This is a genomic window from Janthinobacterium algoris (assembly GCF_051380935.1).
In the GTDB taxonomy this organism is placed as follows: Bacteria; Pseudomonadota; Gammaproteobacteria; order Burkholderiales; family Burkholderiaceae_D; genus Janthinobacterium.
The window spans coordinates 96,973-123,341 of sequence record NZ_JBNYXZ010000016.1 but is presented as its reverse complement, the minus strand read 5'-3'; the positions used below and the strand labels follow the sequence as shown (position 1 = coordinate 123,341).

Sequence of the window (26,369 nt, the reverse complement as noted above, 5' to 3'; positions counted from 1 at the left end):
GCGGCAGCGGTGGGGATTCGTGCTGCCGCCGGGTGCTTAGTTCTTCAGTTCTTCCGGTACCTTGCCGCCGTTTTCCGCCAGCTTGATCATCACCTGGCGATGCAGCCAGATATTCATGCTGGCCGAATCATTGGTATCGCCCGTGAAGTGCAGCTCTTGTGCCAGTTCCTTGCGCGCGGCCAGGCTGCTGTCAAGCTGAAGCAGTTTCATCAGGTCGACGATGGATGTGCGCCAATTGAGTGTTTCCGCGTTCTTGCTGGCCAGGTCGACCAGCACCACTTCCACGTCCACCACCGGCACGGCAACCGCTGGTGCAGGTGCTGCCGCCGATGCTGCTGCAGGTGCTGTCGTAGCGGCGGCTGGCGTGGCTGCCGGAGCGGCGTCGGAAGCATGGTGGAAGATTTTGTTGTAGATATTGCTGAAAATGCCCATGAGGTCACCTCAAGTTGAGTGAATGGAAGAAGATTTGCCTGCGCGCCCGGTTCATAACGCGAACCGGTGACAGCTGGAGCCGGGCGCAGGCGCCAGCCCGTCGAGTATAAGCCTGTTCAGGCCGGGAGCCCTGTCCCGCAGGGCCAGTGGACATCTGGTGGCAGAGTATGCCTGTTTCAAGGGTGCAAGGGCCGCCGGGCGTGCAGCAGCGCATCGAACGCTTCGATGGCCAGCGGCGGCGCAAACAAATCGCCTTGTGCAAAATCGCAGCCGATCTCCAGCAACCGCGCGCGCTGCTCTTCGGTCTCCACCCCTTCGGCGATGACCCGCAAGCCCAACTTGTGGGCCATGGTGACGATGGCTTCGCACAGCACCAGTTCGCTGGCGCCGGGCGCCAGCTTGCGCACCAGCACGCCGTCGAGTTTCAGGTAATCGATGCCGCATTGCTGCAATTGCGTCAGCGAGGCCTGGCCGCTACCGAAGTCGTCCAGGGCGATCTGCAAGCCCGCCTCGCGCAAATGCTGCAGCCGCTGCGCCATGCCGTTGCCGGCGCTGGCACCGTGTCCCAGCAGCGCATCTTCGCGCATGTCGAGCACGATGGCCGAGGCCGGCACATCGAACGCCATCAGTTGGCGCAGCCAGGTGCCGGGCGCCTCCACTTCGCGCTGCAATTCCAGCGGCGACTGGTTCAGACACAGCTGCAGTCCCGGCAAGCCGATGGCCTGGCCCTGCGCGCGCCAGTGCAGCAATTGCGCGGCCGCCGTGCGCAGCACCCAGTCGCCGATCTCCACGATCAAACCGCTGCTTTCGGCCAGCGCCAGGAAATCGGGCGGGCACACGATGCCCCGCTGCGGATGATGCCAGCGCAGCAAGGCTTCCACTTTAACAATATTGCCACTACGCAGTTCGACAATGGGCTGATAATGCAGCTGCATCTGCTGTTCGCGCAGGGCCGTGCGCAAGTCCGCCCCCATGCGCATGCGGTTGACGGCCGCCACTTGCATCGCCGGCGTAAAGTAGCTGTAGCGGTTGCGCCCCGCCCCTTTCGAGACATACATGGCCTGGTCCGCATGCTTGAGCAAGTCCTCGATAGTGCCCGCGTCGTCCGGATACAGGGTGATGCCGATCGAAGCCGAGACGAATGCCTGTTCCTGTCCCAGCAAAAACGGCGCCAGCAAGCCGTCGAGTATCTGCCGCGCGATGCGGTCGACTTGCTGCAGATCATCAAGGTCGGACAGAATCACCGTGAATTCATCGCCGCCCAGGCGCGCCACCGTGTCCGTCTCGCGCACGCCGACGCGGATGCGCCGCGCCGCTTCGATCAGCAAAATATCACCCTGGTGGTGGCCCAGGGTGTCGTTGACTTCCTTGAAATGGTCGAGGTCGATGAACAGGATGGCCACGCGGCTCGTATCGCGGCGGCCCTGGGCCAGCGCCTGGCGCAGGCGCTCGTGGAACATGCGCCGGTTCGGCAATTGCGTCAAGGTATCGAAATTGGCTTGCTGCCAGATTAGCGCTTCCGTTTGCCGCTTGTCCGTCACGTCTTCCAGCATGCACAGGTGGTGTGGCCCGCCGTGGCGCGCCGTGGCAATGGCCGTCACCGATGCATCGACCCAGACCACGCCGCCATCGGGACGCACGATGCGCTTGGCGTGGCGGAAGCCCTGCATACGCCGCGCCAGCAGCTGCGCCACCTGCTCTTGCTCGCCGGCCACGTCGTCGGGATGGCTGATCTCCATCCAGCTCGACCGCTTCATGTGTTCCAGGCTGCGCCCGCTGATGGCCAGGTAGCGCGGATTAATGTCGAGAAATTGTCCGCTCACGGTATCGATCAGGGCGATGCCCATGGGCGCTTCCTCGAACATGGTGCGAAAGCGCAACTCCCCCTGGCGGATGGTTTCCTCGGTGCGGTGGCGCTCGCGCGCCAGATTGCTGAAGTGAAAGGCCGCCGACACGGCCAGCAGGCTGCCCGCCACGCCCAGCGACAGGTACAGCCAGCCCAGGTCGGCGCCTGGCACGGGGCGATACAAAAAGTCCTTGTAGGCGCCGCTGTCCGTGGCATTGGGCGGCAACACGCCCATGGCGACATACGTGTCGGCGATATGCTGCCAGCGCTGGGGATTCATGTAGCCGAGCTCCACCAGCACGGGCTGCAGCAGCAATTCCATCTGCTGCGCCTCGTACAGCAGATGCGCGCGGTCGTGGCGCTGGCTGTATTTGACGTGGATCAGACGCGCCATTTCCTCGCGGTGCGCCATCGCGTATTGCCAGCCGCGCAGGCTGGCCGCACGGAACGCTTTGACGCGCTCGGGATGGCGACGCAGCTCGTGCTCGCTGGTAAACAGGTTGTCGCCGTAGAAATCGATACCGGCCGTGCGCGGCGTAAATTGATAGTAGGAAAAACCCGCCCGGTCCAGGTAGTCCGGTTCGTTGGTGGAATACGCGGCAATCGCATCGACCTTGCCGTCGATCAAATCCTCGACCCGGTAGCTGGGCGGCAAGTGACGCAGCTGCTGCGGCGCGACGCCCATTTTCTGCAGGAACAGCGACACTTCATCGGAAGCGGTCGCCACGTCGGACGCACCTATCATCACGGCCGCCCCCGCCAGCTTGCGCACATCGGGCGCGCCGCCATGCCGGCGCATCAGCAGCACGTTGGGCGAATGCTGGAACACCACGGCCAGCACCACCAGGGGCTTGCCAGCCATGCGGCTGAGCAACAAGCTGCTGTTGCCGACGCCATACTCGGCCTGACCCGCCAGCACGGCGGCCTCGGCACGCGACACGCCGCTGCCTTCGACCAGCTTGACCTCCAGCCCCGCCTCGCGGTAGTAACCTTGCTCGATGGCCGCGTAATAGCCGGCAAACTGGAATTGATGCGTGAAATTGAGCTGCAGGGAGATGGATTCCAGCGCCCGGACGGGCGTTGCCAGGCACAGCAGCAGGAAGAAAAGGCAGCGCCAACCGTACACAAGCCTGCCGGCAGGCGGCAAGAAGGAGCGGAAAGCGTCGGCTGCTTTCATCGGCATGGCAGGACACCACAGGAAACTGCCGAGCTGGCAGGGGTAAGGCTATTGTAGCCGCCCCTTTTGCCGATGGATGATTATTTCTGTGAAGTCAATAACGATGATGTTTTTGGCAAACAGTTTCACCATTATTTGCGCTAGAACACGACGCCAGCCACCAGAATGACGTTGGCATACGGACTGCACTCACCCGTGCGCACGATGGCGCGCGCGCCCTTCGACAGTTGCTTGAACTCGTCGTGCGTCACCTGGCGCGCATCGGGTAAATCCAGCGCCACCACCTGCGCCGCCATGACCGGGTTGTGCTGCGGTAACTCGCTGGCGAACAAATGGTATTCCACCTGCATTTCGCTCAGCACGGTGTTCACGGTATCGATGAAGCCGGGAATGCCGCGCGTCAAGGCCAGGTCGATCAGGGGCACGCCCGGTTGCGACGGCAAGCCCGCATCGCCGATGACGAGCATATCGCCATGCCCCAGCGAAGCAATCATGTGCGACAGCGCAATATTGAGCAGCGGTGATTTTTTCATAGGTTCAGAACAGCTCGTGCAAGTGGGGGATCGAGGTTTGCGCGCCAGGCTTGGTAACGCTCCAGGCGGCTGCGCGCTGGCCTTGTTGAATCGCTTCGGCCTCGTCCATGCCGGACGCCAGGCCCGCCACAAAACCGCCGATAAAGGTATCGCCGGCGGCCGTCGTATCGACGGCTTTCACCACTTCGGCCGGGAAATCATAATCGCCGCCATACAGCGCCGCGTGCACGCCCTTGGAGCCGAGGGTGATGATGACGTTATCGCTGCCCAGCTTTTGCAGCGCAGCCGCCAGCACCTTGACGTCCACGCCTTCCGGGCTGACGCCGGCCAGCATGGCCGCTTCGATTTCATTCGGAATCAGGTAGTCAACCAGTTCCAGCACGCCGTCCGGCAAGCTGGCGGCCGGGGCCGGGTTCAACACCACGGTCTTGCCCAGGGAACGGGCCAATTTGATGGCGTGCACGACGGTGGCCATCGGCGTTTCCAGCTGCAGCACGACAATATCGGCCTGTTCAATTAACCCTTGCGCCGCGTCAATGTGCGCGGGGCTGAGCAGATCGTTGGCGCCGCCGGCAATCACGATGCTGTTCTGGCCATTCTCGTCGACGAGGATGGAGGCGATGCCGGACGCGACACCGGGCAAGGTGGTGATGTGGCTATCGATGATGCCGTCGCCCACCAGCGCCGCGCGCAGGGTCGTGCCGAACGCATCATCGCCCACGCAAGCGACCATGGCCACTTGCTGGCCACCGGCGGCCACTTTGCCGCTGAGGCGCGCGCAAGCGACGGCCTGGTTGGCGCCCTTGCCGCCAGGAATGGTGCGAAAAGCGCCGCCCGTCAGGGTTTCGCCGGGGAGGGGCATGCGCGGCACGCGCAAGACCAGGTCCATATTGATGCTGCCGATAACCACGATCATGATGTCATTCCCATCAGTTCAGTTGCAGGTGAAGAAGTCGGTGCGGAAGAAGTTACAGTGGCAGGCACGCTGGAGCCGCGCACGTGCAGTTCGGGCGCGATGCTGCGCTGCTGGCGCGGCAAGGCCGGGTCGGCGATGCGCGCCAGCAGGCAGGCGGCCGTGATGTGGCCCAGCTCGCGCGTGTTTTGCGCCACGCTGCTCAAGGCCGGATGCACGAAGCTGGCCAGGTCGATATCGTCGAAGCCGACGACGGCCAGCTCGCCCGGCACGGCAATGCCGCGCTCGGCGGCGGCGCGCAGGGCGCCAAATGCCATCAAGTCATTGCAGCAGAACAAGGCGTCGGGGCGCTGGCCTTGCGGCAGCGCCAGCAAGTCCAGCGCCGCCGCATAGCCGCCCGCGCTCGTAAAATCGCTATGGCGGCACAGTGCGTCGGCCAGGACCACGCCCGCGTCCGCCATGGCGCCGCGCGCGCCGTCGACGCGCTCGTTGGAAATGCTCACTTCGCGGGGGCCGGCGATGCAAGCGAGGCGCCGGCGTCCCAGCCCCAGTAAATGGCGCGCGGCCAAAGATCCCCCGGCGCGGTTGTCGACAGCCACGGCATCGATGGACAGGTCGCTGGGCGCGCGGTCGAGCAGCACGGCCGGCACCTTCATCTTGCGCAGCAATTCGCCATCGCTGTCGGCCAGCGCGGATAAAATCAAGCCGTCGCAGCGCTTGGTCAAGAGCACGTTCAGGTAGTCGCGCTGCTTGACGGGGTCATCATCGGAATTGCACAGGATCACGCTGTAGCCGGCAGCGTAGCAGCTGTCCTCGATGCCGCGCGCCACTTCCGAAAAATACGGGTTCGTATTATTTGGGATGATCAGGCCGATGGTACCCGTGCTGCGGCTGCGCAAGGAACGCGCCAGCGCGCTAGGCACGTAATGCAATTGCTCCGCCGCCGCCAGCACGGCGCGGCGCGCCTCGTCGCTGACGGGGCGGGTATTGTTGAGGACGTGCGAGACAGTGGTAAACGACACCCCTGCCGCCTGCGCCACTTGTTTGATGGTTGCCATGGTCGCGCGGTTTCCTTCCCTTACGAACGCTCGCCGCGGCGGCGGTAAGTGTCGAGCACCACGGCGGCGACGATCACCAGGCCCGTGACAATGCGTTTCACGGGTTCGGACACGCCCACTTGCGCCAGGCCCGCTTCCAGCACGGAAATGATCAGCACGCCGATAAACGTGCTGATGACGGAACCGCGCCCGCCCATCAGGCTGGTGCCGCCGATCACGACGGCGGCGATCACTTGCAATTCCATGCCCACGCCGCCATTCGGGTCGGCCGCTTCCAGGCGCGAGACCTGGAACAGGGCGCCCACGCCGGCGAGGAAACCCATCAAGGCAAACACCAGCACTTTTGACGGTTTCGTGTTGATGCCGGACAAACGCACGGCTTCTTCATTCGTGCCGATACCGATCCAGTGGCGTCCCAGCACCGTGCGCGTGAGCACCAGGTGGCCGATCACAACAATGGCGATGGCGGCGATGAAGGCGGGCGACAGGCCAAAGGCGATCGGTGAGCTGATGCCGTCAACGGCGCTGCCGATGTATTCCGTGCGCGAATTGGTCACTTGATAGGCGAGGCCCCGGGCCATTTCCAGCACGCCCAGCGAAACGATGAATGAGGGAATGCGCCAGCCGACGGAAATCAGGCCCGTGGTGGCGCCGCACAGCGCGGCGACGAACATGCCCAGCAGGGCCGCGCTCCACACGGGCCAGCCCCAGTGCACGACAGCCAGCGATAGCACGGAGGCGGCCAGCGCCATCACGGAGCCGACCGACAGGTCGATGCCGCCGATGATCAGCACGAAGGTCATGCCGACAGCCATTACCACCAAAGTCGGGATGTTGTTCGACAGGGTGCTGAGCGTGGCGAGCGTAAAGAAGTTTTCGCTGGCAAACGAGAACAGCACGCACATGGCCAGCAGGGCGCCGATCAGGCCCGCATAGTTTTTCAGGTCGGCCAGGCTGCGCTGCAGATACGAAGGTGAGGAGTGGGTGGTCATGGGAATCTTTCCGGCGGATCAGGCCGCAGCTGGAGTGGAAGTTGGGGTCAAATAGCCGGAGAAGGCGGCCGACAGCAGCACGTCCTGGCTCCAGGCACCGCGCTCGAAGGTCTCGACGATGCTGCCCGCGCTCATCACGGCGATGCGGTCACAGATCAGCATCAGCTCGCGCAAGTCGCTCGACACGATGAGCAAGCCCTTGCCCTGGCGCGCCTGTTCGGCCAGCACCTGATAAATATCAAACTTGGCGCCGATATCGATGCCGCGCGTGGGCTCGTCGAACAGCATCACGGGGCAGTCCCGGTACAGCCAGCGGGCGATCACCACTTTTTGCTGGTTGCCGCCAGAGAGTTCCGCCACCGTTTGCGCGCTGTTGCGCGAGCGGATGCCCAGGCGCTGGATATAATCGTCGGCCACCGTCGCTTCGGCCGCATCGTTGAGCCAGCCAAGGCCAGCGTGGCTGACGGTATCAAGCGAGGCCAGGGTGGTGTTGACGGCGATGGACTGGCGCAGCAACAAGCCTTGTCCCTTGCGGTCTTCCGTGATCATGGCGATGCCGGCCTGGACAGCCGCCTGCGGCGAGGTCAAGGCGGCGGGCGTTGTGCTGTCACCGAGGAAAACTTCGCCGGCATCGGCGCGGTCGGCGCCGAAAATCAGGCGCAGCAATTCCGTGCGGCCCGATCCGATCAGGCCGGCAATGCCGAGGATTTCGCCGGCGCGCAAGTCGAACGAGGTGGGCTTGACCACCTTGCCGCGCGCCAGGCCGCGCACGCGCAGCAGCGGCGCGCCGATGGTGCGCCCGCTCAAGTCCACCGCATCGTCGGCCGAGCGGCCCACCATCAGGCTGACCAGGTCGGCGGCGGAGTGTCCCGCGATATCGTCATCGCACACCAGTTGCCCATCGCGCAGCACGGCGATGCGGTCAGCCACGCGCTTGAGTTCTTCCAGGCGGTGCGAAATATAGATGATGCACACGCCTTCGGCCTTCAGGCGCTCGATTTGCAGGAACAGCAATTCCACTTCGCGGTGCGTCAGCATGGCCGTCGGCTCGTCAAGCACCAGCAGGCGACAGGAACCGATCAGGTTGCGCGCGATTTCGATCATTTGCTGGTGGCCGATGCCCAGCTCGCCCACGAGTGTCCACGGGTCGAGTCCGCCCAGGCCGACTTTCTCCATCTGTTCGCGCGCATCGCGTTCGAGGCGCGGTCGGTCGATGAAGCCGAAACGCTGCGGCAAATTCTTGAGGTACAGGTTTTCCGCGATCGACAGGGTGGGAATCAAATTGAGTTCCTGCATCACCATGCGGATGCCCAGCGCCTCGGCGGCAGCGCGCGAGGCAGGCTGATAGGGCTTGCCATCGAGCAGCATCGTGCCCGTGGTGGCTTGCTCCAGGCCGCAGATGATCTTCGACAGGGTGCTCTTGCCCGCGCCGTTCTCTCCCGTCAGCGCCAGCACCTGGCCAGGGGCGAAGCGCAAGCCCACGCCGCCCAGCACGGGGCCGACATAGGACTTGCCGATGTTGTCCAGGGTCAATAGAGGGGTGGCGGCCGGTGGCGCCGGGGGAATGTCGGTAGGCATGATAAAACTCCGCGGTAGTGGCGGCGGGGCCGGCACCGCCTACTCGTGAGTACGCAGGCGCCGGCCCCGGCGGGATCAAACGATCAGGCGATCAGGACTGGGCGCCCTTGGCGACCAGTTCGACCTTGGTTTCGATGACGCCACCAAGCTCAGCCTGTTTCTTCTTTTGCGCCAGGGCTTTGAGCACGGTCTCGATGCCGAACACGGCTTGCTGCGAACCGAACTGGTCGGCGGTAGCCAGCACGCGGCCATCGGCCAGCATCGGCTTGATGGCGTTGATGTTGTCGTAGCCGACGACCAGCACTTTGCCCGTCTTGCCGGCCGCCTTGATGGCGGAAATGGCGCCGATGGCCATGTTGTCGTTACCGCACAGCAAAGCTTTGATATTCGGGTTGGCGTTCAGCATGGCGGCCGCCACCGTGTTGGCAGGGGCGATTTCCCACTGGCCCGACTGCACGCTGACGACCTTGGCGCCGGCCGCATTCATGGCGTCCTGGAAACCCAGGGTGCGCTGCTGCGCATTGTAGGTGGTGGAGACGCCTTCGAGGATGCCGACCGGATCGCCCTTCTTGATTTGCTTGGCCAGGTAGTCGCCGACCACCTTGGCGCCCTTGCGGTTGTCCGGACCGACGAACGGCACGGTGATGCCCTTCTCTTTCAGGGCGCCCTCGTCGAGCTTGTTGTCGATATTGACGACGATGATGCCCGCGTCGATGGCTTTCTTCAGCACCGGCACCAGCGCTTTCGAATCGGCCGGCGCGATCACCAGCGCGTTGACGCGCGAGACGATCATTTGCTCGACCAATTTGATCTGGCTCGACGTATCCGTTTCATCCTTGATGCCGTTCGACAGCAAGTCGTACTTGGCGGCATTCGCCTTCTGATGCGCCTTGGCGCCGTTTTCCATGGTCAGGAAAAATTCATTGGCGAGCGACTTCATCACCAGCGCCACCTTCGGCTTGGCAGGTGTCTGCGCCATGGCCGGCAAGGCGGGCAAGGCACACACCAGGACAGCGGCGGCAATCATTTTCAGGCGAATACGGGATGTCATGAGCGTCTCCAGAGTTGTTGGTCAAGCACGTGTAGAGCATGCTTTTATGAAATTTCATTGCGCGCAAACGTTTGCGCGATGCGAATAGTGCCTCAATGCGCTATATCAGTGCAAGCAAAACTGTATGTGCGGTGCAGCAAAAAAGGAATGCCCAGAGGAGAACAGGCAGGCCGATGCGATCAGCCTGCCTGGGGGAAATGGACGGAAATCAGGGGGTTGTTGCGGGACGGGCGCTGGCCCACTGCACGGCCAGCACGCTGGCCAGCACCAGCAGCAAGCCCAGCATCGACCAGCCCGTCATGGCCTGGCCCAGCAAGGCCCAGCCCAGCACGACAGCCATCAGGGGACTGAGCAAGCCCAGCGACGAGACGGCAACGGGCGACAGGCGGGCGATGCCACGGAACCATAGGGCATACGCCAGCAAGGCGCCGGCCAGGCACAGGTAGGCATAGGCCAGGACTTGCTGCAGGGATAGCGCTGGCAAGGGTGCGTCTGCCAGCCAGGCGACGGGCGCCAGCATCAGGCCGCCGAGCAGCAATTGCCAGCCCGTCAGCGCCAGCACGGGCAAGTCCGGCCTCCAGCGCCGCGTCAGGTAAGTGCCAGCCGCCATGCAGGCCGTGCCGCCCAGTGCTGCGGCGATGCCGATGGGTTCCCACACCGTGCGCGGCGACAACAACAGGACGCCCATGCCGGCCACGCCCAGCACGCTGGCCAGCAGCGCAAGGCGGGCCGGACGGCGCCCTTCCACGCCCCAGGCCAGGCCCATCACCAACAGCGGCTGGATGGCCCCCACCACGGCCGCCAGGCCGCCCGGTAAGCGGTAGGCGGCCACGAACAGCAGCGCCTGGAACACGCCGATATTTAATGCAGACAAGATCAGCACGCGGCTCCAGTCGCGCCGCGCGGGCAGGCGCCGCATCAGGAGCAGCAACAGCAAGCCTGCCGGCAGCACGCGGATCAAGGCCGCCGTGAAGGGGCGATCGGGCGGCAGCAATTCGGACGTGACGATATACGTGGAACCCCAGATCAGGGGCGCCAGCGCCGTGAGCAAAATATCGCCCCAGGCGGGGCGGGCAGCGGAGGCGGACATATACTATCTCGACGTTAAGATAAAAGCCCAGTGTGATCGCAGATTATCTTGATGTCAAGATAAACCAGTCGCTGCGCCGCTGCCTGACGGGCGTAAAAAAGCCCGGCATGACCGGGCTGCGGGGACTGTGCCAGGCGGCAAGCTGCGCCGCCTGGATCGCCGCTTAGTCGCGCATGCGCCGCAGGGTCGTCACCCGCATGCCGCCCATGCTGATCTGCGCCGTGCTGCCATCGTCACTGACGATAATGTCCATGGCCGCATCACCCGCACCTTCCGGCGCGATCGTCACGGTATTGCCTTTGGTGGTGAAGGTGGCCTTGGTCGAGGTCCCGTTATTGATCACGCTGTCACTTGTAAATTCCAGGACATTGCCCATCGCCGCCTGCCATTTCCCCACCGCCGGGTGGCCGCCAAAGCGGAACACGCTCTTCAGCTTGTCCAGCATGCCCGCGCCCTGCACGGCCGGTGCTTTGCCTATCACACCGGTCATGGCCGCCTGGCTCATCTGCGCTTCGTCGATGACTTGCCACTGCTTGTCGACCAGCGACAGCGGCAACCGCACTTCCAGGTCGCCGTCCGGCAAGCGTTGCAGAATCAGCGCGCGGTCCGCCGACTTGGCGAACCACGCCGCCTCATCGGTCAACGCCAGCGTGGCCTTGGCCATCGCCACTTGCTGTGTGCCCAGGTCGCGCACCTGATCGTAGCCGCTGACCTTGGCCACTTTCACGCCCTTGGCCACGCATAGCTTGTCGCCGCGCAAGGCGGCCTTGCCCGGTGCGGCCAGCGCGTAGACAAATTGCGATTGCGCAAGCCAGCCACCACTGCCTTGTTCGACGGGAGCGGCGTACAGCCCGCCACGCACGAGGATATCGAGCCATTGCCGAGTCGAACTGTCGTACGAGGCCACGCGAATTTCTTCCTTCTGGTACGGCAAATTGGTGAGGCATAGCAACTTGTCGCGCGCCGTCTCGTCGGTCGCCAGGTGGGCATTGATGGCGCGGCTGAAACTGCTGGCCGAGGCCGCCTCTGGCGCCAGCAGCCACGCCAGGGCGCCACCGGCCACGATGACCACCGCCAGCGCGCCGCCGGCCAGGATGAGGTGGCGCCGTTGCACGCCGGCCCCGACCGGCCTGACCGGCGCCGTTGCTGGTGCTGTCGCGGCAGCCAGGGCCTTGCCGCATTCATCGCAAAAGCGCGCGCCGGGGACATAGGCGGTGCCGCATTTGGTGCAAAAGTGAGCCATGGTATGCCTTACTTGAGTTGATGCGCGCATTCGCCGCAGAACGCATCGTCGGATGCGACAGGTGCCTTGCAGCTCGGGCATTGCAGGCTGTCAGCCGGTGCAGCGGCTGGCGCTGCCGGGGCGGCTGGAGCGGCTGGTGCCGTCGCCTGCTCGGCCAGGGCACGCGCACGTTCACGCGCTTCCTCGGCTTTCTTCTTGACCACGGCCAGGCCGTCGTTCAGGCTCGCTTCGGAGGCGCTGAAATCGACATTGCGCGTGGCGTTCAGGTAAATGATGCACACGCCCTTGGTAAAGATCAGGCCCGGCACCACGGCCGCGGCCGCCATCAGCAAGCCGCCGCCCAGGCCGGCAGCGATGATATACCCGGAACCGCCGTTCAGACCCGAAGTCAGGGAAAACATGTTCATCTGGTTGCCCAGGCCCAGGATGCCGGCCGACATGCCCGTGGTCAGCGACACGCCCGTGCCCAGCACGCCAAAGATCAGCAGCGCGGCAAACGAGGTGATCAGGAACAGCAGCACTTCCAGCAAGATCACCGAGACCAGCTTGGTGCGCACGATCAGGTTCAGGCGGGCAATGATCTGGAACACGCTGGCGCCCGACCAGGCGGCAGGGCCGGCCAGCGGCAGCATCACGTAGAACAGCGCAAACACCAGCACGCCCAGCACGATGGCCGACAGCGGGAAGACCACCGCGTACAGCACGGGGCCGAGCACGGGGATCTTGCAGACGAACAAGATGATGGCGATGGCGATCATGGCCGCCAGCACGATCAAAAATTCCAGGAAGACGACCGCGATCAGGCGGTGGCTGGTGTACAGCGAGACGAGCACGGCATCAACCAGGCTCAGGCCAGGCTGGCCCTGCACATCGCGCATCAGCAAGATGCCCACGGCGTTGGAGCCGTAAAACATCACCAGGAAAGCCATCAGGCCGCCCAGGAAGGCCAGCACGACACTGCTCATGCTGCCGGCGAGCATCGTCAGCACGCCACCGACGAGCACGGCGCCGATGAAGGTCAGGGCCAGCAGGGCAATCGCGCGAAAATTCTTGATGGCGTCGGTCGCTTCGATCAGCGATCCCACGGCGGAGGAAAAGGGAAACGGTTTATGTGCTTCTGTGGAAATGGTCATGTCTAGCCTGGAAGGGGTCAATCGGGATGGGACGGCCTGCCTGGCCGCCCCGTGGTATTGCTATCTATGTTAGTAGGCACGCGCCAGTTGCAGCTCGCTCGCAGGCGCCTGGCGCTGGACGATCTGCAGCTTGACGTCCTGTCCACCGACACGCTTGCTATTCAGGTACAAGGCGGTACGCACGGGGTAAATACCCTGCGGCACGCCTTCGGGCATGGGAATCGAGAAGCCGCCCTTGTAGGCGCCGCTGCCGTTGTTGCTGCTGACCACTTTGCGCACAGTTTTGATCAGCTCACCATTTGGCTTGTACAGGCTCAATTCTTCTTCCACCAGCGGATTCGGATCGCGCGTGCCGGCCGCCACTTCAATATACGAATTGGTCTGCGCCTTCTGGCCCGGACGCACGGAGGACGGCGTAAAGCCTGTCTCATATTTCACCAGGGTCGACTGCTCGGGCAGCTTGCCCTTGTTGGCCACCTTGTAATCGGTCTGCACCTGCTGCGCCGTCTTGACTTGCTGGCTTTGATAATTCAAGGCCACGCAGGCGAGCGCACCCAGGCTGGCGCCCAAGGCCGCGCCGCGCACGGTATTGTTGCCACCGCCCAGCAAGCCGCCGACGACGGCGCCGATGCCGGCCAGCATGGCCGTATTGCATTCACCGCTGGCCGCTTCCGTGCCTGCGGTGGTGGTGCCGGTGGCGCCTGGGCCGCCCGGCGCGGCGCAACCGGCCAGCATCGAGGACACGACCAGCAACGCCACCATGGGCTTGGCAATTTGTTTCAAGTTTTTCACGTTATTCTCCGGGAGGAACAAAATATTGAGGGGCAAGCAGCGCGGCTTACTCGATCTGGATTTGCGACAGCGCCTTGTCTTGCGCTTCTTTCGCCTTGCGCTTGATGTCAAGCGCATAGCGGTTGCCCGTGTCCATGCGCAACACGGCATTCGCGTTGGCAATGGCACAGTCGTATTTGCGCTGGCTCATGCAGTGACTCGCTTCCGACAGGCTTTCCGTGATCACGCTTTCCAGGCCGGTAGTCTGTTTGACAGGCGCCGGTGGCGGCACGGCTTTGACGGGCTTGGCTGGTTTTTCCACGACGGGTGCCGGTGCCGGCTCGGGGGCCGGAGCAGGTGCCGGTGCAGGTGCAGCCGCCGGCACTGGCGCGGGTTCGTCTGCAGCCGCGGCAGGTGTCGCGGTAAAATCGACCGTCGTGGCGCCATCGAGCGCAGGGTCGCTGATGGCCAGCGGCTGCTCGGCGGCAGGCGCAGGGTCCTCCAACGCGGGCAAGGCTGGAGCGGGTTCGGATGCCGGTGTAGCAGGCTTGCCTGACAAGAAATAGTAAGCGCCCGCACCGCCCAGCAGCACCACGGCGGCGACGGCGGCGGCGATCAGTTTCATGCGATTGCCGCCCGTTTGGCTGTCAACTGGCAGGTCGGGAACGCTGTCTGTCACTGGTGCGGGAGTGGCTTCTGGTTCCGGCGCAGGCACGGGATCGACATGGCGCTTTTCCAGCACCGGCGGTGGTGGCGGCGCGACCGGCTGCGGGATGGAGACGAGAATGGGAATAGGAATGGGTTCCTGGACAACTTCCGCGACCACTTCTACCACTGGCGCGGGCTCAGGAACGAACACACGCACTGGTTCAGGAATCGGCTCAAGAATCGGCTCCGGCGACGCCACTGGCGCCACGGCAAAGCTGAACGCGCACTTGGGGCAGAATTTGGCATCGGCCTTGCAATCGTGGCCGCACTGGCCACAGGATTTGCCTGGCACCGTGGTGGCAACGGTCGTGGCAACGGCAAACGTCGTGCCGCAGGAAGAACAGAATTTTGCGCCCGGTTTATTCTCGGCCTGGCAGGAAAGGCATTTCAATTGGCATCTCTTTTCATATCAACGCTGACGCCGTACGCCTGTATCGCTTGCCAGAATGGCAGCATTGTTGCCGTACGGCTAAATATTCAACGAGTATATTTTCAAACACCAAGTTGCCACAAGGGAAAATTGCCTTTTGCTCTATTCAATTTTTAAATATTGCTAAAAATCCTGCCGCCAAGGAGGTGCCGCGCCCCATCTTGGTGCGCAGAGAGCAAAAAACCCGGCAACGCAGTACGCGTTGCCGGGTTTTCAGGCTATGCCCAAGGGCCGAAGGCAGCTTACTTGCGTCCGCCCCGTGCCGGCGTGGCATGGCCGCCCTTGGCGGGCGGCTTGCTGCCCCGGCCCATCGGCACGGCGGCCGGCTTGGCACGGGTCTTGATGGTCGACAAGATCGATGGACGCACTGTCGATTCGACAGCCGTGACTTTCGGCGCCGCTGCCGTACCGCCCAGGGCGATGCGGTTCTTGCCCGGCGTGACCTTGAACTTGTCCGGCGTGCCGGCGCCATGCGTCTGGCGGCTGCGTTCGCCTGCGGCCAGGCCGCCCGACTCCGACGAGGTCCAGGCGGGTATCAAATGCTTGTCGCCATTGCCGATCAAGTCGCCACGGCCCATGTTGACCAGCGCTTCGCGCAGGATGGGCCAGTTGGCCGGATCCTGGTAGCGCAGGAAAGCCTTGTGCGTGCGGCGGATCTTGCCGCTGCGCGCCGTTTCCACCACTTCCGAATCTGCCGTCACCTTGCGCAAAGGATTCTTGCGCGTGTGATACATCGTCGTGGCCATGGCCATCGGCGTGGGCATGAAGGTTTGCACCTGGTCAAGCTTGAAATTGTTTTTCTTCAGCCACAGGGCCAGGTTCAGCATGTCCAGGTCCGTCGTGCCCGGATGGGCGGCGATGAAGTACGGGATCAAATACTGCTTCTTGCCCGCTTCCAGCGAGAAACGGTCAAACATTTCCTTGAACTCGTCATACGCGCCGATGCCGGGCTTCATCATCTTCGACAAAGTGCCCTCTTCCGTGTGCTCGGGCGCGATCTTCAGCAAACCGCCGACGTGATGCGTCACCAGTTCCTTCACGTACTCGGGCGAACGCACGGCCAGGTCGTAGCGCAAGCCCGAGCTGATCAGCACTTTCTTGATGCCGGGAATGGCGCGCGCCTTGCGGTACAGGGAAATGAGCTTGCTGTGGTCCGTGCCCAGATTCACGCAGATGGACGGGTACACGCACGACAGGCGGCGGCACGACACTTCGATTTCTTTTTCCTTGCAAGCCAGGCGGTACATATTCGCCGTGGGGCCACCCATATCCGAAATGGTGCCCGTAAAGCCTTTGGTTTTATCGCGGATATGCTCAATCTCGCGCAAGATCGACGGTTCCGAACGGCTCTGGATGATGCGCCCTTCATGCTCGGTGATCGAGCAAAAGGTGCAGCCGCCGAAGCAGCCGCGCATGATGTTGACGGAGAAGCGGATCATTTCCCAGGCCGGGATGTGCGCCTTGCCATAGCTCGGGTGCGGCGCGCGCGCATAATTCATGTCGTACACGCCATCCATCTCGTCCATGGCCAGCGGCAGCGGAGGCGGATTGAGCCACACGTCGCGTTCGCCGTGCGCCTGCACCATGGCGCGCGCATTGCCGGGATTCGATTCCAGGTGGAACACGCGCGAGGCGTGCGCATACATCACCGGGTCATCCTTGACGACGTCGTAGGCGGGCAGGCGTACGACGGTCTTGTCGTGCTTTTCCTTGGCCATGGCCAGGCGCTCTTCGCGGCTCATGATGCGGATCGGCTTGATGACTTCGGCCGATTTCGAGGCATTTTCCGTGGCGCAGGCGGTCTTGTCTTCCTGCACCATCTCGTACGGGCTGTAGTGCGGGTCGACCTTGCCGGGCACGTCGACGCGGGTGGAATTGTGCACGCCCCAGTCGTCGCCGGGCAACCAGCCGGACGGCACCATGAAGGCCGTACCGCGCAAGTCGCGGATATCCTTGATCGCTTCGCCGGCGGCGAGGCGGTGCGTCAGGTCGACCAGCGCCCGTTCGGCATTGCCAAAGATCAACAAATCAGCCTTGGAATCGGGCAGGACGGAACGGCGGACCTTGTCCGACCAGTAATCGTAATGGGCGATGCGGCGCAGGGACGCCTCGATGCTGCCGATCACCACCGGCACGTCGGGATACGCTTCGCGCGCGCGCTGGGCGTAGACGGTCACGGCGCGGTCCGGGCGTTTATTCGGTTCGGCATTCGCCGTGTAGGCGTCGTCGGAGCGGATCTTGCGGTCGGCCGTGTACTGGTTGACCATGGAATCCATGTTGCCGGCCGTAATGCCGTAGTACAGGCGCGGCTTGCCGAGGATGCGGAAGGCGTCGGCCGACAGCCAGTCCGGCTGGCTGATGATGCCGACGCGGTAGCCTTGCGCTTCGAGCAGGCGACCCACCAGGGCCATGCCGAAACTCGGATGGTCGATGTAGGCGTCGCCCGTGACGAGGATGACGTCGCACTGGTCCCAGCCCAGCGCATCCATCTCGGCACGCGACATCGGCAGGAAAGGCGCCACGGCAGCGCGGGCAGACCGCTTGGGAACGGTCGCAAATAAATTGGTAGGGGAGCTCATAGGGTACGAATTGTACCGGAATTGGCCATTTCCAACCTGACGGCCGGCTTTTTACTGTTGGATTTTCGTATAAAAAACGTTTATTTTTCAATCACTTGGGGAAATGTGGCCCTTTCCCGCAGGAACGGGCCCGGCATTTCCCATGTCTTGCTCAAATACCCATATTAGCTAAAATCTCACCTAGTTCTCGCAGCGCAGGCTCCAGTTTCGGATGCTTGACGGCGAACTTGGCCGACAATTCCTGGCTGCGCTCGGCCAATCCATACGTGGTCGACTCTTCGTCCTGTTCCTGCGCGGCGCGCTTTTCCATCAACAACTTGATGTCGACATCAAGTTTTTGCAGCAAACCATGCAGTTCTTCATCGACGGGGCCGCTGGTTGCGAGTGTCGAATGCAGCTGTTGCAGCGATTCCTTGAGTTTGCTATCCATATCTTTTCCTGTCAGTCAGTAAATTGCGTGTCCAGGTACAGCTGTTCCACCTTGCTCCTGGCCCACGGGGTCTTACGCAAAAACTTCAGGCTCGACTTGATGCTGGGATCGCTGATAAAGCAATTGATATCGATGTGCTTGGCCAAGCCGTCCCAACCGTAATGGGCGTGCAGGCGCGTCACGATACCCTCCAGGGTAATGCCATTCAAATCTTGCTGACTCATATACTCTTTCAACTGCCTTCTTATTTACATCTTCATTGACATCTTACTCAATTCTACGCCGCCGGCACGGAAAGCTTGCGTGCGCCATGTCAACGCAGCGCAAGCTTCAGATGAGGACGGCCTACTTGGCATTCAAGCCGCGGCGTTCCAGCAGCGGTTCCACGGTGGCATCGCGGCCGCGGAAGTCGCGGAACAGTTGCAGCGCATCGACGCTGCCGCCACGCGACAGCAATTTGCTGCGGAACCAATCGCCATTCTTGCGCGTCAGGCCGCCGTTTTCCTTGAACCAGTTGACCGATTCCGCATCCAGCTTTTCCGACCACAGGTAGGCGTAGTACGCTGCCGAATAGCCACCCGAGAAGCTGTGCGAGAAGTAGCTGGTGCGGTAGCGCGGCGGCACGGGTGCGTAGTCGACGCCCGCATCCTTCAACGATGCCGCTTCAAAGGCCAGCACGTCGGTCGGGATCTGGCTCGGCGCCAGCTGGTGCCAGCGCTGGTCCAGCAGGGCCGCCGACAGGTATTCGGTGGTCATGAAACCCTGGTTGAATTTCTTCGCCGCCGTGACTTTATCGAGCAATTCCTGCGGCATGGCCGCGCCGCTCTGGTAGTGCTTGGCATAGTTTTGCAGCACTTCCGGCCAGACGGCCCACATTTCATTGACTTGCGATGGATACTCGACGAAGTCGCTCGGCACGCTGGTGCCGGCAAAGCGCGGGTATTTCACGTTCGAAAACATGCCGTGCAGCGCATGACCGAATTCGTGGAACATGGTCGTCACTTCATCGAACGTCAGCAAGGTCGGCTGACCGGCGGGCGGCTTGGGAATATTCAATTGGTTGGCGACGACGGGATGCGTGCCCATCAACGACGATTGCGACACATATTCATTCATCCACGCGCCACCATGCTTGTTGCCGCGCGCATAGAAGTCGGCGATGAACAGGGCCAGCGGCTTGCCGTTGGCGTCGAGCACGTCGTAGACGCGCACGTCCGGGTTGTACACCGGTAGATCAGTACGCTGCTTGAAGCTGATGCCATACAGTTTATTGGCGGCAAAGAAGACGCCGTTGTTCAACACGCTGTTGAGTTCCAGGTACGGTTTCAACTCGTTTTCATCGAAATTGAAACGTTGCTTGCGCAGCTTGTCCGTGTAAATGGCCCAGTCGGCGGCCGCCACCTGGAAACCGCCCTTTTCCGCATCGACCACTTGCTGCAAGTCGGCCGCTTCGCGGCGCGCATTGGCGACGGCAGGTTTCGCCAGTTCCGACAGCAAGGTGTTGACGGCCGTGGTCGTCTTGGCCGTCTGGTCTTCCAGCGAATACGCGGCGTAGTTGGCGTAGCCGAGCAGGCTGGCCCGTTCAGCGCGCAGTTTTGCCAGCTTCAGCACGATGGCGCGGTTGTCGAACTCGCCGCCCTGGCTACCCCGATTCAGCGACGCATCCATCAAACGCTGGCGTGTCTTGCGATCCGTCAATACGGCCAGCGGTGGCTGGCCACTGGTGTTGACCAGGGCGATGAGGAACTTGCCATTCAAGCCGCGCTCCTTGGCGGCGGCGGCGGCCGTGTCGATATCGCTATCCGTCATGCCGGCCAGCTCGGCGCGCGTATCGACGACGATGCTCTTGGCATTCGTTTCCTTCAGCACGTTTTGCGCGAAGGCCGTTTCCAGGCCCGCCTGCTCGGCGTTGTAGGCTTTCAATTTTTCCTTGTCCGCATCGGACAGCTTGGCGCCGGCGCGCACGAAATCTGTGTGATAGCGTTCCAGCAAGCGCAAGGATTCGGCATCCAGGCCCAGCTTGTCGCGCTTGGCGTACAGGGTGTCGATGCGGGTAAACAGTTTCGGATTCAGGGTGATCGCATCGCCATGCGCGGCCAGTTTCGGCGACACGTCCACTTCCACCGCTTCGAGCACGCTATTCGTGTTGGTCGAGGTCATGTTGCTGAAGATGCTATTCACGCGGTGCAACAGCTGCCCCGTGCGCTCGAGGGCCACGATGGTGTTTTCAAACGTGGGCGCCTGGCGGTTGCTGGCAATCGCATTGACTTCGGCCAACTGGCGTTTCATGCCTTCGGCAAACGCCGGCGCGTAGTGCGCATCCTTGATCAGGCCGAACTGCGGCATCTGGAACGGCAGCGGACTCACTTTGAGCAGGGGGTTCTGGGCGCTGACGGCGGCGGCAGGCGCGGATTTTGCCGTGGCGGCAGCCATGGCGGACGGAGCGGCGTGGGCCAGCATGACGCTGGCGGCGATGACGAGCAGTTGTGGACGGATCATGACATCTTTCAGGAAGCGCGGGAAGAACCGCGATCGCGTCGCGGGCCAGTGGCAGATCATAGCAGCCTGTCACACAGGCGTCATCCAACATGGGCGATCCTGTGGTGCATCGCGCCAAATGCACGGTTTACCACGGTTTGTCATCAAAATCTCCAAATAAAAATGGCCACCAATTGCTTGGCGGCCATTCTCATGCACCCGGCTTTGACGCCGGAATCACACCACTTACTTGCCGTTCAAGCCACGACGTTCCAGCAGCGGCTCGATCTTCGCATCGCGGCCACGGAAGTTGCGGTAGATGTCGAGCGCATCGGCGCTGCCGCCGCGCGACAGCAACTTGGCTCTGAACCAGTCGCCGTTCTTGCGCGTCAGGCCGCCGTTTTCCTTGAACCACTCGACCGTGTCGGCATCAAGCTTTTCCGACCACAGATACGCGTAGTAGCCGGCCGAATAACCGCCCGCGAACGCGTGCGAGAAGTAGGTGGTGCGGTAGCGCGGCGGCGCCGGCACGAAATCGACGCCCGCGTCCGTCAAGGCGGCTTTCTCAAACGCGAGCACATCGGTGGGGATCTGTGCCGGGGTCAACTGGTGCCAGCGCTGGTCCAGCAGGGCCGATGCCAGGTATTCCGTGGTTTTATAGCCCTGGTTGAAATTGTCGGCCGCCGTCACTTTCGCCAGCAACTCAGCCGGGATGGCCGCGCCCGTCTGATAGTGCTTGGCATAGTTTTGCAGCACTTCCGGCCACAGCGCCCACATTTCATTGACTTGCGACGGGTATTCGACGAAGTCGCGCGGCACGCTGGTGCCGGCGAAGCGCGGGTATTTCACGTTCGAAAACATGCCGTGCAGCGCATGGCCGAATTCGTGGAACATGGTGTTGACTTCGTCAAACGTCATCAGGGTCGGCTGGCCCGCTTCCGGCTTTGGAATGTTGAGGTTATTCGCAATCACCGGCTTGCGGTTCAGCAAGCTCGATTGGCCCACATAGGCGTTCGCCCAGGCACCACCGCGCTTGTTGCTGCGCGCATAAGGGTCCAGGGTAAAGATGGCCAGCTGCGTGCCGTCTTCGTTGAAAACGTCGTACACCAGCATGTCGGACGTGTAGACGGGCAAGTCGGTGCGCTGCTTGAAGCTCAAACCGTACAGTTTGCCAGCGGCAAAGAACACGCCCTTGGTCAGCACGCTGTGCATTTCAAAGTACGGTTTTAATTGAGTCTCGTCGAAGTTGTAGCGTTCGGCGCGCACTTTGTCGCTATAGAAAGCCCAGTCGGCGGCGCCCACCTTGAAGCCGCCTTTTCCTGCATCGATGACCTTCTGGATATCGTCCGCTTCACGGCGCGCATTGACGACGGCCGGCTTCGCCAATTCGCCCAGCAGGGCGTTCACGGCGGTGGTGTCGTGCGCCGTCTGGTCTTCCAGCGAGTAGGCCGCGTAATTCGGGTAGCCCATCAGCGCGGCACGTTCGGCACGCAGTTTTGCCAGTTCCAGCACTTCCTGGGTATTGTCGAACTCGCCGCCACGGCTGCCGCGCGCTTGCGAAGCGGCCATGATGCGTTCGCGCACGGCGCGGTTGGTCAGCAGCGACAGCGGCGCCTGGCCCGTCGTGTTGACGAGGGCGATCACATACTTGCCATCCAGGCCGCGCTTCTTGGCCAGGCCGGCGGCCACTTCGATGGCGGCCGGCGACAGGCCGTCGAGCTCTTCGCGCGTATCGACGACGACGGCCGAAGCGTTCAATTCTTTCAGCACGTTCTGCGCGAACTTGGTCGACAGGGCCGCCAACTGGCCGTTGTAGGCGCGCAGCTTTTCTTTATCGGCCGCCGACAACTTGGCGCCCGCGCGCACGAAGTCCGTGTGATAGCGTTCCAGCAAGCGTTTCGATTCGGCATCGAGGCCCAGCTTGTCGCGCTTGGCGTACAGGGTATCGATGCGCTTGAACAATTTGTCGTTGAGCATGATCGCGTCGCTGTGGGCCGCCATCTTCGGCGCCAGATCGCGTTCCAGGCCCTGGATCGTGTCATTCGTGTTGGAGCCGGACATCACGGAAAAGACGGTGCGCACGCGGCTCAGCAACTGGCCCGAGCGCTCCATGGCGACGATGGTGTTGTCGAATGTGGCCCCTTTCGGGTTATTGGCAATCGCATTGATTTCCGCCAGGTTGGCGGCCATGCCGGCCGCAAAGGCGGGCGCGTAGTCGGCGTCCTGCACCTTGTCGAACGGTGGATAGTTGAATGGCAGAATGCTCGCTTGAGCAAACGGGTTTGAAACGGGCAAGGCGGCCGCCGCGGTAGCGGCAGTGGTTGGCGCGGTGGTGGCGGTAGCGGCAAAAGCGGCTGGCGCCAGCATCAGGCTGGCGGCGATGACGAGCATTGTTGGACGGGTCATGTCTTCTTTCAAGAAACGCAAGAGAGCCGCGATTATGTCGCGGGCCAGCCTGAAATAATAACAGCCTGACACACTTGCGTCACCAGCAAAACCGACCGTAGCGGGTCGGCGGGTAATGAATGGTTTTCATGCCCTTCGCACCACGATGCCGATTTAGTAATGCGGCGGACGCTCGTTGACCAGTCCGCCATTTGCCTGCTGCGTCCCGTCGCGCACGTGCTCGCCCAGCTTGTGCAGCATCGCTTCCAACTGGTCGATGCGCTTGCCCTGCTGGTACACCATCTGGTTCAGCGACTCGACCAGGTCTTCCTGCTGCACCAGCTTGATTTCGATATCGACGAAACGTACTTCCATCTGTTCTGCATTGTCCATGGTGCTCTCGGTGATTCCTGACTGAAAGCGGCATTCTACCGCCGCAGCGGCGTGAGCCAGGACAAACTCCCTCCATTCGCTGCCGGACGGGGCCCGATTTCTGTTTATTCTGCACACATGGGCTCAAGCCGCTTGACGAATGAGAACAAACGATTACAATGAACACACCTGCGGCTCCTGAGCCATCCCTGATCGATACGCGCAAGACGGCTGAATATCGCCGCTGGGAAGATTGCCTGCACGACGTGGCGGCCGCCGCCATCGATGCGCGCATCAAGCATTTGCAGCATGGAAAAAAGGGCGATTGGCGGCCAGTAGGCGAGGGCGTCTGCGAGCTGCGCTTTCTACAGACGGGGCCCGGCTGGCGCGTGTATTTTCACGAAACGAATCTGGGTACCCTGATCTTGCTGCTGCTGGGCGGCGACAAGTCCAGCCAGCGGCGCGACATCAAGCAGGCGCAAGCAATCCTCAGGAACTTGAAAGCCCGGCAGGCAGGCATCAGGAAAGCGGCAGCAGCCCCATGACAGGAGCACGAAAGAAATGAACCAACACCCCGACCATGACACCTTCGACCTCGACGACCTGGAAGCATTAGGCCTGAGCAAATTTGATCCGACGCAACACCTGACCAGCAAAGCCGCCGTGGCCGCCTACATGAGTGAAATCGCCGCCACCGGCAACGCCGAGCTATTCCAGTCGGCCATGAACGACGTGGTGCGCGCCTATGGCATGGGCAAGGTGGCGGCCAAGGCCGACATCACGCGCGAAGGCGCGTATAAAGCCTTGCGCGAAGGCAGCAAGCCGCGCTTCGAAACCATTGTAAAGATGCTCGATGCGCTGGGTATGCAACTGGCCATCGTGCCGAAAACCACGCCAGACGGCGCCGTGGAAGCGTGAACGCCGCTTAAGCCTTCGGCGCGGCCAACAGCGCCTTCATGCGCGCCAGCCGTTCCTTGGGCGAAATCACTTCTGCCTCCGTCGGCACGGCATCGCCCACGTCGAGTTCCATTTCCTTGATGAAGCGTGACGGGTCGCAATGGACTTGCTCGCCGGCGCGCTTGCGCTTCTTGCACCAGGTGATATGCAAGGTGCGCTGGGCGCGCGTGATGCCCACATACATCAGCCGGCGCTCTTCCTGGATGCGCGCGGCGATGGTTTCGGCAGGCGCGTCGGGGTCACCCTTGTGCGGCAAAATCCCCTCTTCCACGCCCACCAGAAACACGTGCGGGAACTCCAGCCCTTTCGAGGCGTGCAGGGTGGACATGCGCACGGCGTCCTGTTCTTCGTCCTTGCCTTCCAGCATGGTCATCAGGGCCACCATCTGCGTCAGTTCCAGCACGTTCTTTTCTTCGCCATCGCGGTCCTTGCCACCCCGGCCCCGTTCCTTCAGCCAGTTGACGAATTCCAGCACGTTCTGCCACTTGCTTTGCGCTTGCCGTTCCTCGAAGGCATCGTACAGATACGATTCGTAGTGGATTTCCTTCATCATGTCATCCAGCACTTCGGCTGCGTTGTCGCCGCTGCCGGCCGCACCCGGACGGCTGGCGCGCGATTCGAGGTCATTGATGAAGTTGCAGAAGTCGCGTAGCGGCCCCAACTGGCGGTCCGTCAGCTTGGCCTCGATGCCGCCCTTGAACACAGCCTGGAACAGCGAACACTGCCACTGACCCGAGAACGCGCCCAGCACTTCCAGGGTCGACTGCCCCACGCCGCGGCGCGGCGTCGTGACGGCGCGGATGAAGGCAGGATCGTCGTCCTCGTTGGCCAGCAGGCGCAGATAGCTGATGATGTCCTTGATTTCGGCCTTGTCAAAGAAGCTCTGGCCGCCCGAAATCGTGTACGGGATGCGTTCCTTGCGCAAGCACTGCTCGATGATGCGCGCCTGGTGGTTGCCCCGGTACAAAATCGCGTAATCGGAAAATTTGTTCTTGCGTTCGAAATGGTCGGCCGAAATCATGATGGCCACCTGTTCCGCCTCCTGCTCGTCCGTCTGCATGCCCAGCACCTTGATCGGTTCGCCCAAGCCATGTTCCGACCACAGCGACTTTTCAAACAGCTTCGGGTTGTTGCCGATGACGGCGTTGGCCGCATTGAGCACACGCATGGTGGAGCGGTAATTCTGCTCGAGCTTGATTACGCGCAAATCGGGGAAATCCGTTTCCAGCGTCTTCAGATTTTCCACCGTGGCGCCGCGCCAGGCATAAATCGCCTGGTCGTCGTCGCCCACGGCTGTAAACATCGGCTTCTTGCCGATGCCCGTCACCATCAGTTTCACCAGTTCGTACTGGCACGTGTTCGTATCCTGGTATTCGTCGACCAGCAGATAGCGCAGGCGGCGCTGCCACTTGTCGCGCACGGGGCCGTTGTTGCGGAACAATTCCACGGGCAGGCGGATCAGATCGTCGAAATCGACGGCCTGGTAGGCGGACAGGGTCGCCACATAGCTGCGGTAGATGCGCGCCGCGTTTGCTTCGTCTTCATCCTTGGCTTGCGCCAGCGCCATGTCCGGATCGATCAAGCCGTTTTTCCACAAGGACATGGCGTTCTGGATGCCACGAATGACCTGTTTATCGGTGGTAATGGCAAGGTCTTGCACCAGCGAAAAACAATCGTCGCTGTCCATGATGGAAAAGCGGTCTTTCAAGCCCACGCCATTGGCTTCCTGGCGCAGGATTTTCACGCCCAGCGAGTGGAAGGTCGACACCGTCAGCTGCTTGGCCTGGCGTGGTTGCTTCAAGAGTTTGGCGATGCGTTCCTGCATTTCCAGCGCCGCCTTGTTGGTGAAGGTCAGCGCGGCGATGGTGCGCGGGTCATAGCCCCGGTCTTCGATCAGATGGGCGATCTTTTGCGTGATCACGCGCGTCTTGCCCGAACCGGCGCCCGCCAGCACCAGGCAGGGGCCGTCGAGGTAGGTAACCGCTTCGCTTTGGGGCGCATTCAGACCGAACTGTGGTGCTTTGGACATCAGGGGTATTTTCGCAGGGAACAGCAGCCCATTGTAACAGCGTGGCGCCCGCCATTTGCACGGCAAGATCTGCATGAAAAACAGGCAATGACATCGATATCCCGCCCTGTGCCGCCATCTCGGCCCATGCAATGCGTGCGGCGATGTCAGCGCTGGAGTACCATTCCGCCTATATCGCCCGTGC

General features: G+C 62.3%; 22 protein-coding genes. 2 read left to right on the top strand and 20 right to left on the bottom strand.

The annotated features are described in order from the left end of the window. Positions 1-36: 36 nt before the first annotated feature. The 19 genes from ACQ4W7_RS22010 to ACQ4W7_RS21920 form a co-directional block, all read right to left on the bottom strand. Positions 37-432 (bottom strand): DUF3597 domain-containing protein, encoded by a 396-nt coding sequence (locus ACQ4W7_RS22010; RefSeq protein ID WP_436533227.1) that lies wholly within the window; start codon positions 430-432, stop codon positions 37-39. Between the two features lie 176 nt (positions 433-608). Next, entirely contained in the window at positions 609-3,461 is a 2,853-nt protein-coding gene (locus ACQ4W7_RS22005) for an EAL domain-containing protein (RefSeq protein WP_436533225.1), read from the bottom strand. A gap of 134 nt (positions 3,462-3,595) precedes the next feature. After that, positions 3,596-3,988 (bottom strand): D-ribose pyranase, encoded by a 393-nt coding sequence (gene rbsD / locus ACQ4W7_RS22000; RefSeq protein WP_436533223.1) that lies wholly within the window; start codon positions 3,986-3,988, stop codon positions 3,596-3,598. A 4-nt stretch (positions 3,989-3,992) separates the two neighbouring features. Continuing rightward, positions 3,993-4,904, bottom strand: a complete 912-nt coding sequence (gene rbsK, locus ACQ4W7_RS21995; protein WP_426073926.1) for a ribokinase — start codon at positions 4,902-4,904, stop codon at positions 3,993-3,995. Beyond that, positions 4,901-5,959 carry a LacI family DNA-binding transcriptional regulator gene (locus ACQ4W7_RS21990; protein ID WP_426073927.1) on the bottom strand — a complete coding sequence of 353 codons (1,059 nt, stop codon included), beginning with the start codon at positions 5,957-5,959 and terminating at the stop codon, positions 4,901-4,903. Before ACQ4W7_RS21990 ends, rbsK begins: the two co-directional genes overlap by 4 nt. 20 nt (positions 5,960-5,979) lie before the next feature. Then, complete coding sequence (locus tag ACQ4W7_RS21985; protein WP_426073928.1) at positions 5,980-6,951, bottom strand: ABC transporter permease; 972 nt, start codon at positions 6,949-6,951, stop codon at positions 5,980-5,982. 18 nt (positions 6,952-6,969) lie between these two features. Next, positions 6,970-8,529, bottom strand: a complete 1,560-nt coding sequence (locus ACQ4W7_RS21980; RefSeq protein WP_436533220.1) for a sugar ABC transporter ATP-binding protein — start codon at positions 8,527-8,529, stop codon at positions 6,970-6,972. A 91-nt stretch (positions 8,530-8,620) separates the two neighbouring features. Next, positions 8,621-9,580, bottom strand: a complete 960-nt coding sequence (locus tag ACQ4W7_RS21975; RefSeq protein WP_436533218.1) for a sugar ABC transporter substrate-binding protein — start codon at positions 9,578-9,580, stop codon at positions 8,621-8,623. A 208-nt stretch (positions 9,581-9,788) separates the two neighbouring features. Beyond that, complete coding sequence (locus ACQ4W7_RS21970) at positions 9,789-10,670, bottom strand: EamA family transporter (protein ID WP_436533216.1); 882 nt, start codon at positions 10,668-10,670, stop codon at positions 9,789-9,791. 163 nt (positions 10,671-10,833) lie between these two features. Beyond that, positions 10,834-11,913 carry a zinc ribbon domain-containing protein gene (locus tag ACQ4W7_RS21965; RefSeq protein ID WP_436533214.1) on the bottom strand — a complete coding sequence of 360 codons (1,080 nt, stop codon included), beginning with the start codon at positions 11,911-11,913 and terminating at the stop codon, positions 10,834-10,836. A gap of 8 nt (positions 11,914-11,921) precedes the next feature. Beyond that, positions 11,922-13,046, bottom strand: coding sequence for a hypothetical protein (locus ACQ4W7_RS21960; protein ID WP_426073933.1), 1,125 nt, complete (start codon positions 13,044-13,046; stop codon positions 11,922-11,924). 69 nt (positions 13,047-13,115) lie between these two features. Then, entirely contained in the window at positions 13,116-13,838 is a 723-nt protein-coding gene (locus tag ACQ4W7_RS21955; RefSeq protein ID WP_436533211.1) for a hypothetical protein, read from the bottom strand. A gap of 46 nt (positions 13,839-13,884) precedes the next feature. Next, entirely contained in the window at positions 13,885-14,916 is a 1,032-nt protein-coding gene (locus ACQ4W7_RS21950) for a zinc ribbon domain-containing protein (RefSeq protein ID WP_436533209.1), read from the bottom strand. A gap of 281 nt (positions 14,917-15,197) precedes the next feature. Then, complete coding sequence (locus ACQ4W7_RS21945; protein WP_426074005.1) at positions 15,198-17,459, bottom strand: YgiQ family radical SAM protein; 2,262 nt, start codon at positions 17,457-17,459, stop codon at positions 15,198-15,200. Between the two features lie 226 nt (positions 17,460-17,685). Then, positions 17,686-17,964 carry a DUF4404 family protein gene (locus tag ACQ4W7_RS21940; RefSeq protein WP_219887820.1) on the bottom strand — a complete coding sequence of 93 codons (279 nt, stop codon included), beginning with the start codon at positions 17,962-17,964 and terminating at the stop codon, positions 17,686-17,688. 11 nt (positions 17,965-17,975) lie between these two features. Beyond that, positions 17,976-18,188, bottom strand: coding sequence for a VF530 family protein (locus ACQ4W7_RS21935; RefSeq protein ID WP_071326083.1), 213 nt, complete (start codon positions 18,186-18,188; stop codon positions 17,976-17,978). Positions 18,189-18,309: 121 nt separating this feature from the next. Then, a complete protein-coding gene (locus ACQ4W7_RS21930; RefSeq protein WP_426073937.1) occupies positions 18,310-20,463 on the bottom strand; it encodes a M3 family metallopeptidase in 2,154 nt (717 codons plus the stop codon). 225 nt (positions 20,464-20,688) lie between these two features. Continuing rightward, positions 20,689-22,833, bottom strand: a complete 2,145-nt coding sequence (locus tag ACQ4W7_RS21925) for a M3 family metallopeptidase (protein ID WP_436533277.1) — start codon at positions 22,831-22,833, stop codon at positions 20,689-20,691. A 168-nt stretch (positions 22,834-23,001) separates the two neighbouring features. Beyond that, on the bottom strand, positions 23,002-23,220 hold the full coding sequence (locus ACQ4W7_RS21920; protein ID WP_436533207.1) for a SlyX family protein: 219 nt from the start codon (positions 23,218-23,220) through the stop codon (positions 23,002-23,004). Between the two features lie 158 nt (positions 23,221-23,378). On the opposite strand from ACQ4W7_RS21920, the gene ACQ4W7_RS21915 reads away from it, so the two are divergent. Both ACQ4W7_RS21915 and ACQ4W7_RS21910 read left to right on the top strand, forming a co-directional pair. Beyond that, positions 23,379-23,744, top strand: coding sequence for a type II toxin-antitoxin system RelE/ParE family toxin (locus ACQ4W7_RS21915; protein WP_426073939.1), 366 nt, complete (start codon positions 23,379-23,381; stop codon positions 23,742-23,744). 16 nt (positions 23,745-23,760) lie between these two features. Then, positions 23,761-24,117 carry an addiction module antidote protein gene (locus tag ACQ4W7_RS21910; RefSeq protein ID WP_436533204.1) on the top strand — a complete coding sequence of 119 codons (357 nt, stop codon included), beginning with the start codon at positions 23,761-23,763 and terminating at the stop codon, positions 24,115-24,117. A 7-nt stretch (positions 24,118-24,124) separates the two neighbouring features. Here ACQ4W7_RS21910 and ACQ4W7_RS21905 read toward each other — a convergent pair whose 3' ends face one another. Beyond that, positions 24,125-26,185, bottom strand: a complete 2,061-nt coding sequence (locus ACQ4W7_RS21905; RefSeq protein WP_051959209.1) for a UvrD-helicase domain-containing protein — start codon at positions 26,183-26,185, stop codon at positions 24,125-24,127. Between the last annotated feature and the right edge of the window lie 184 nt (positions 26,186-26,369).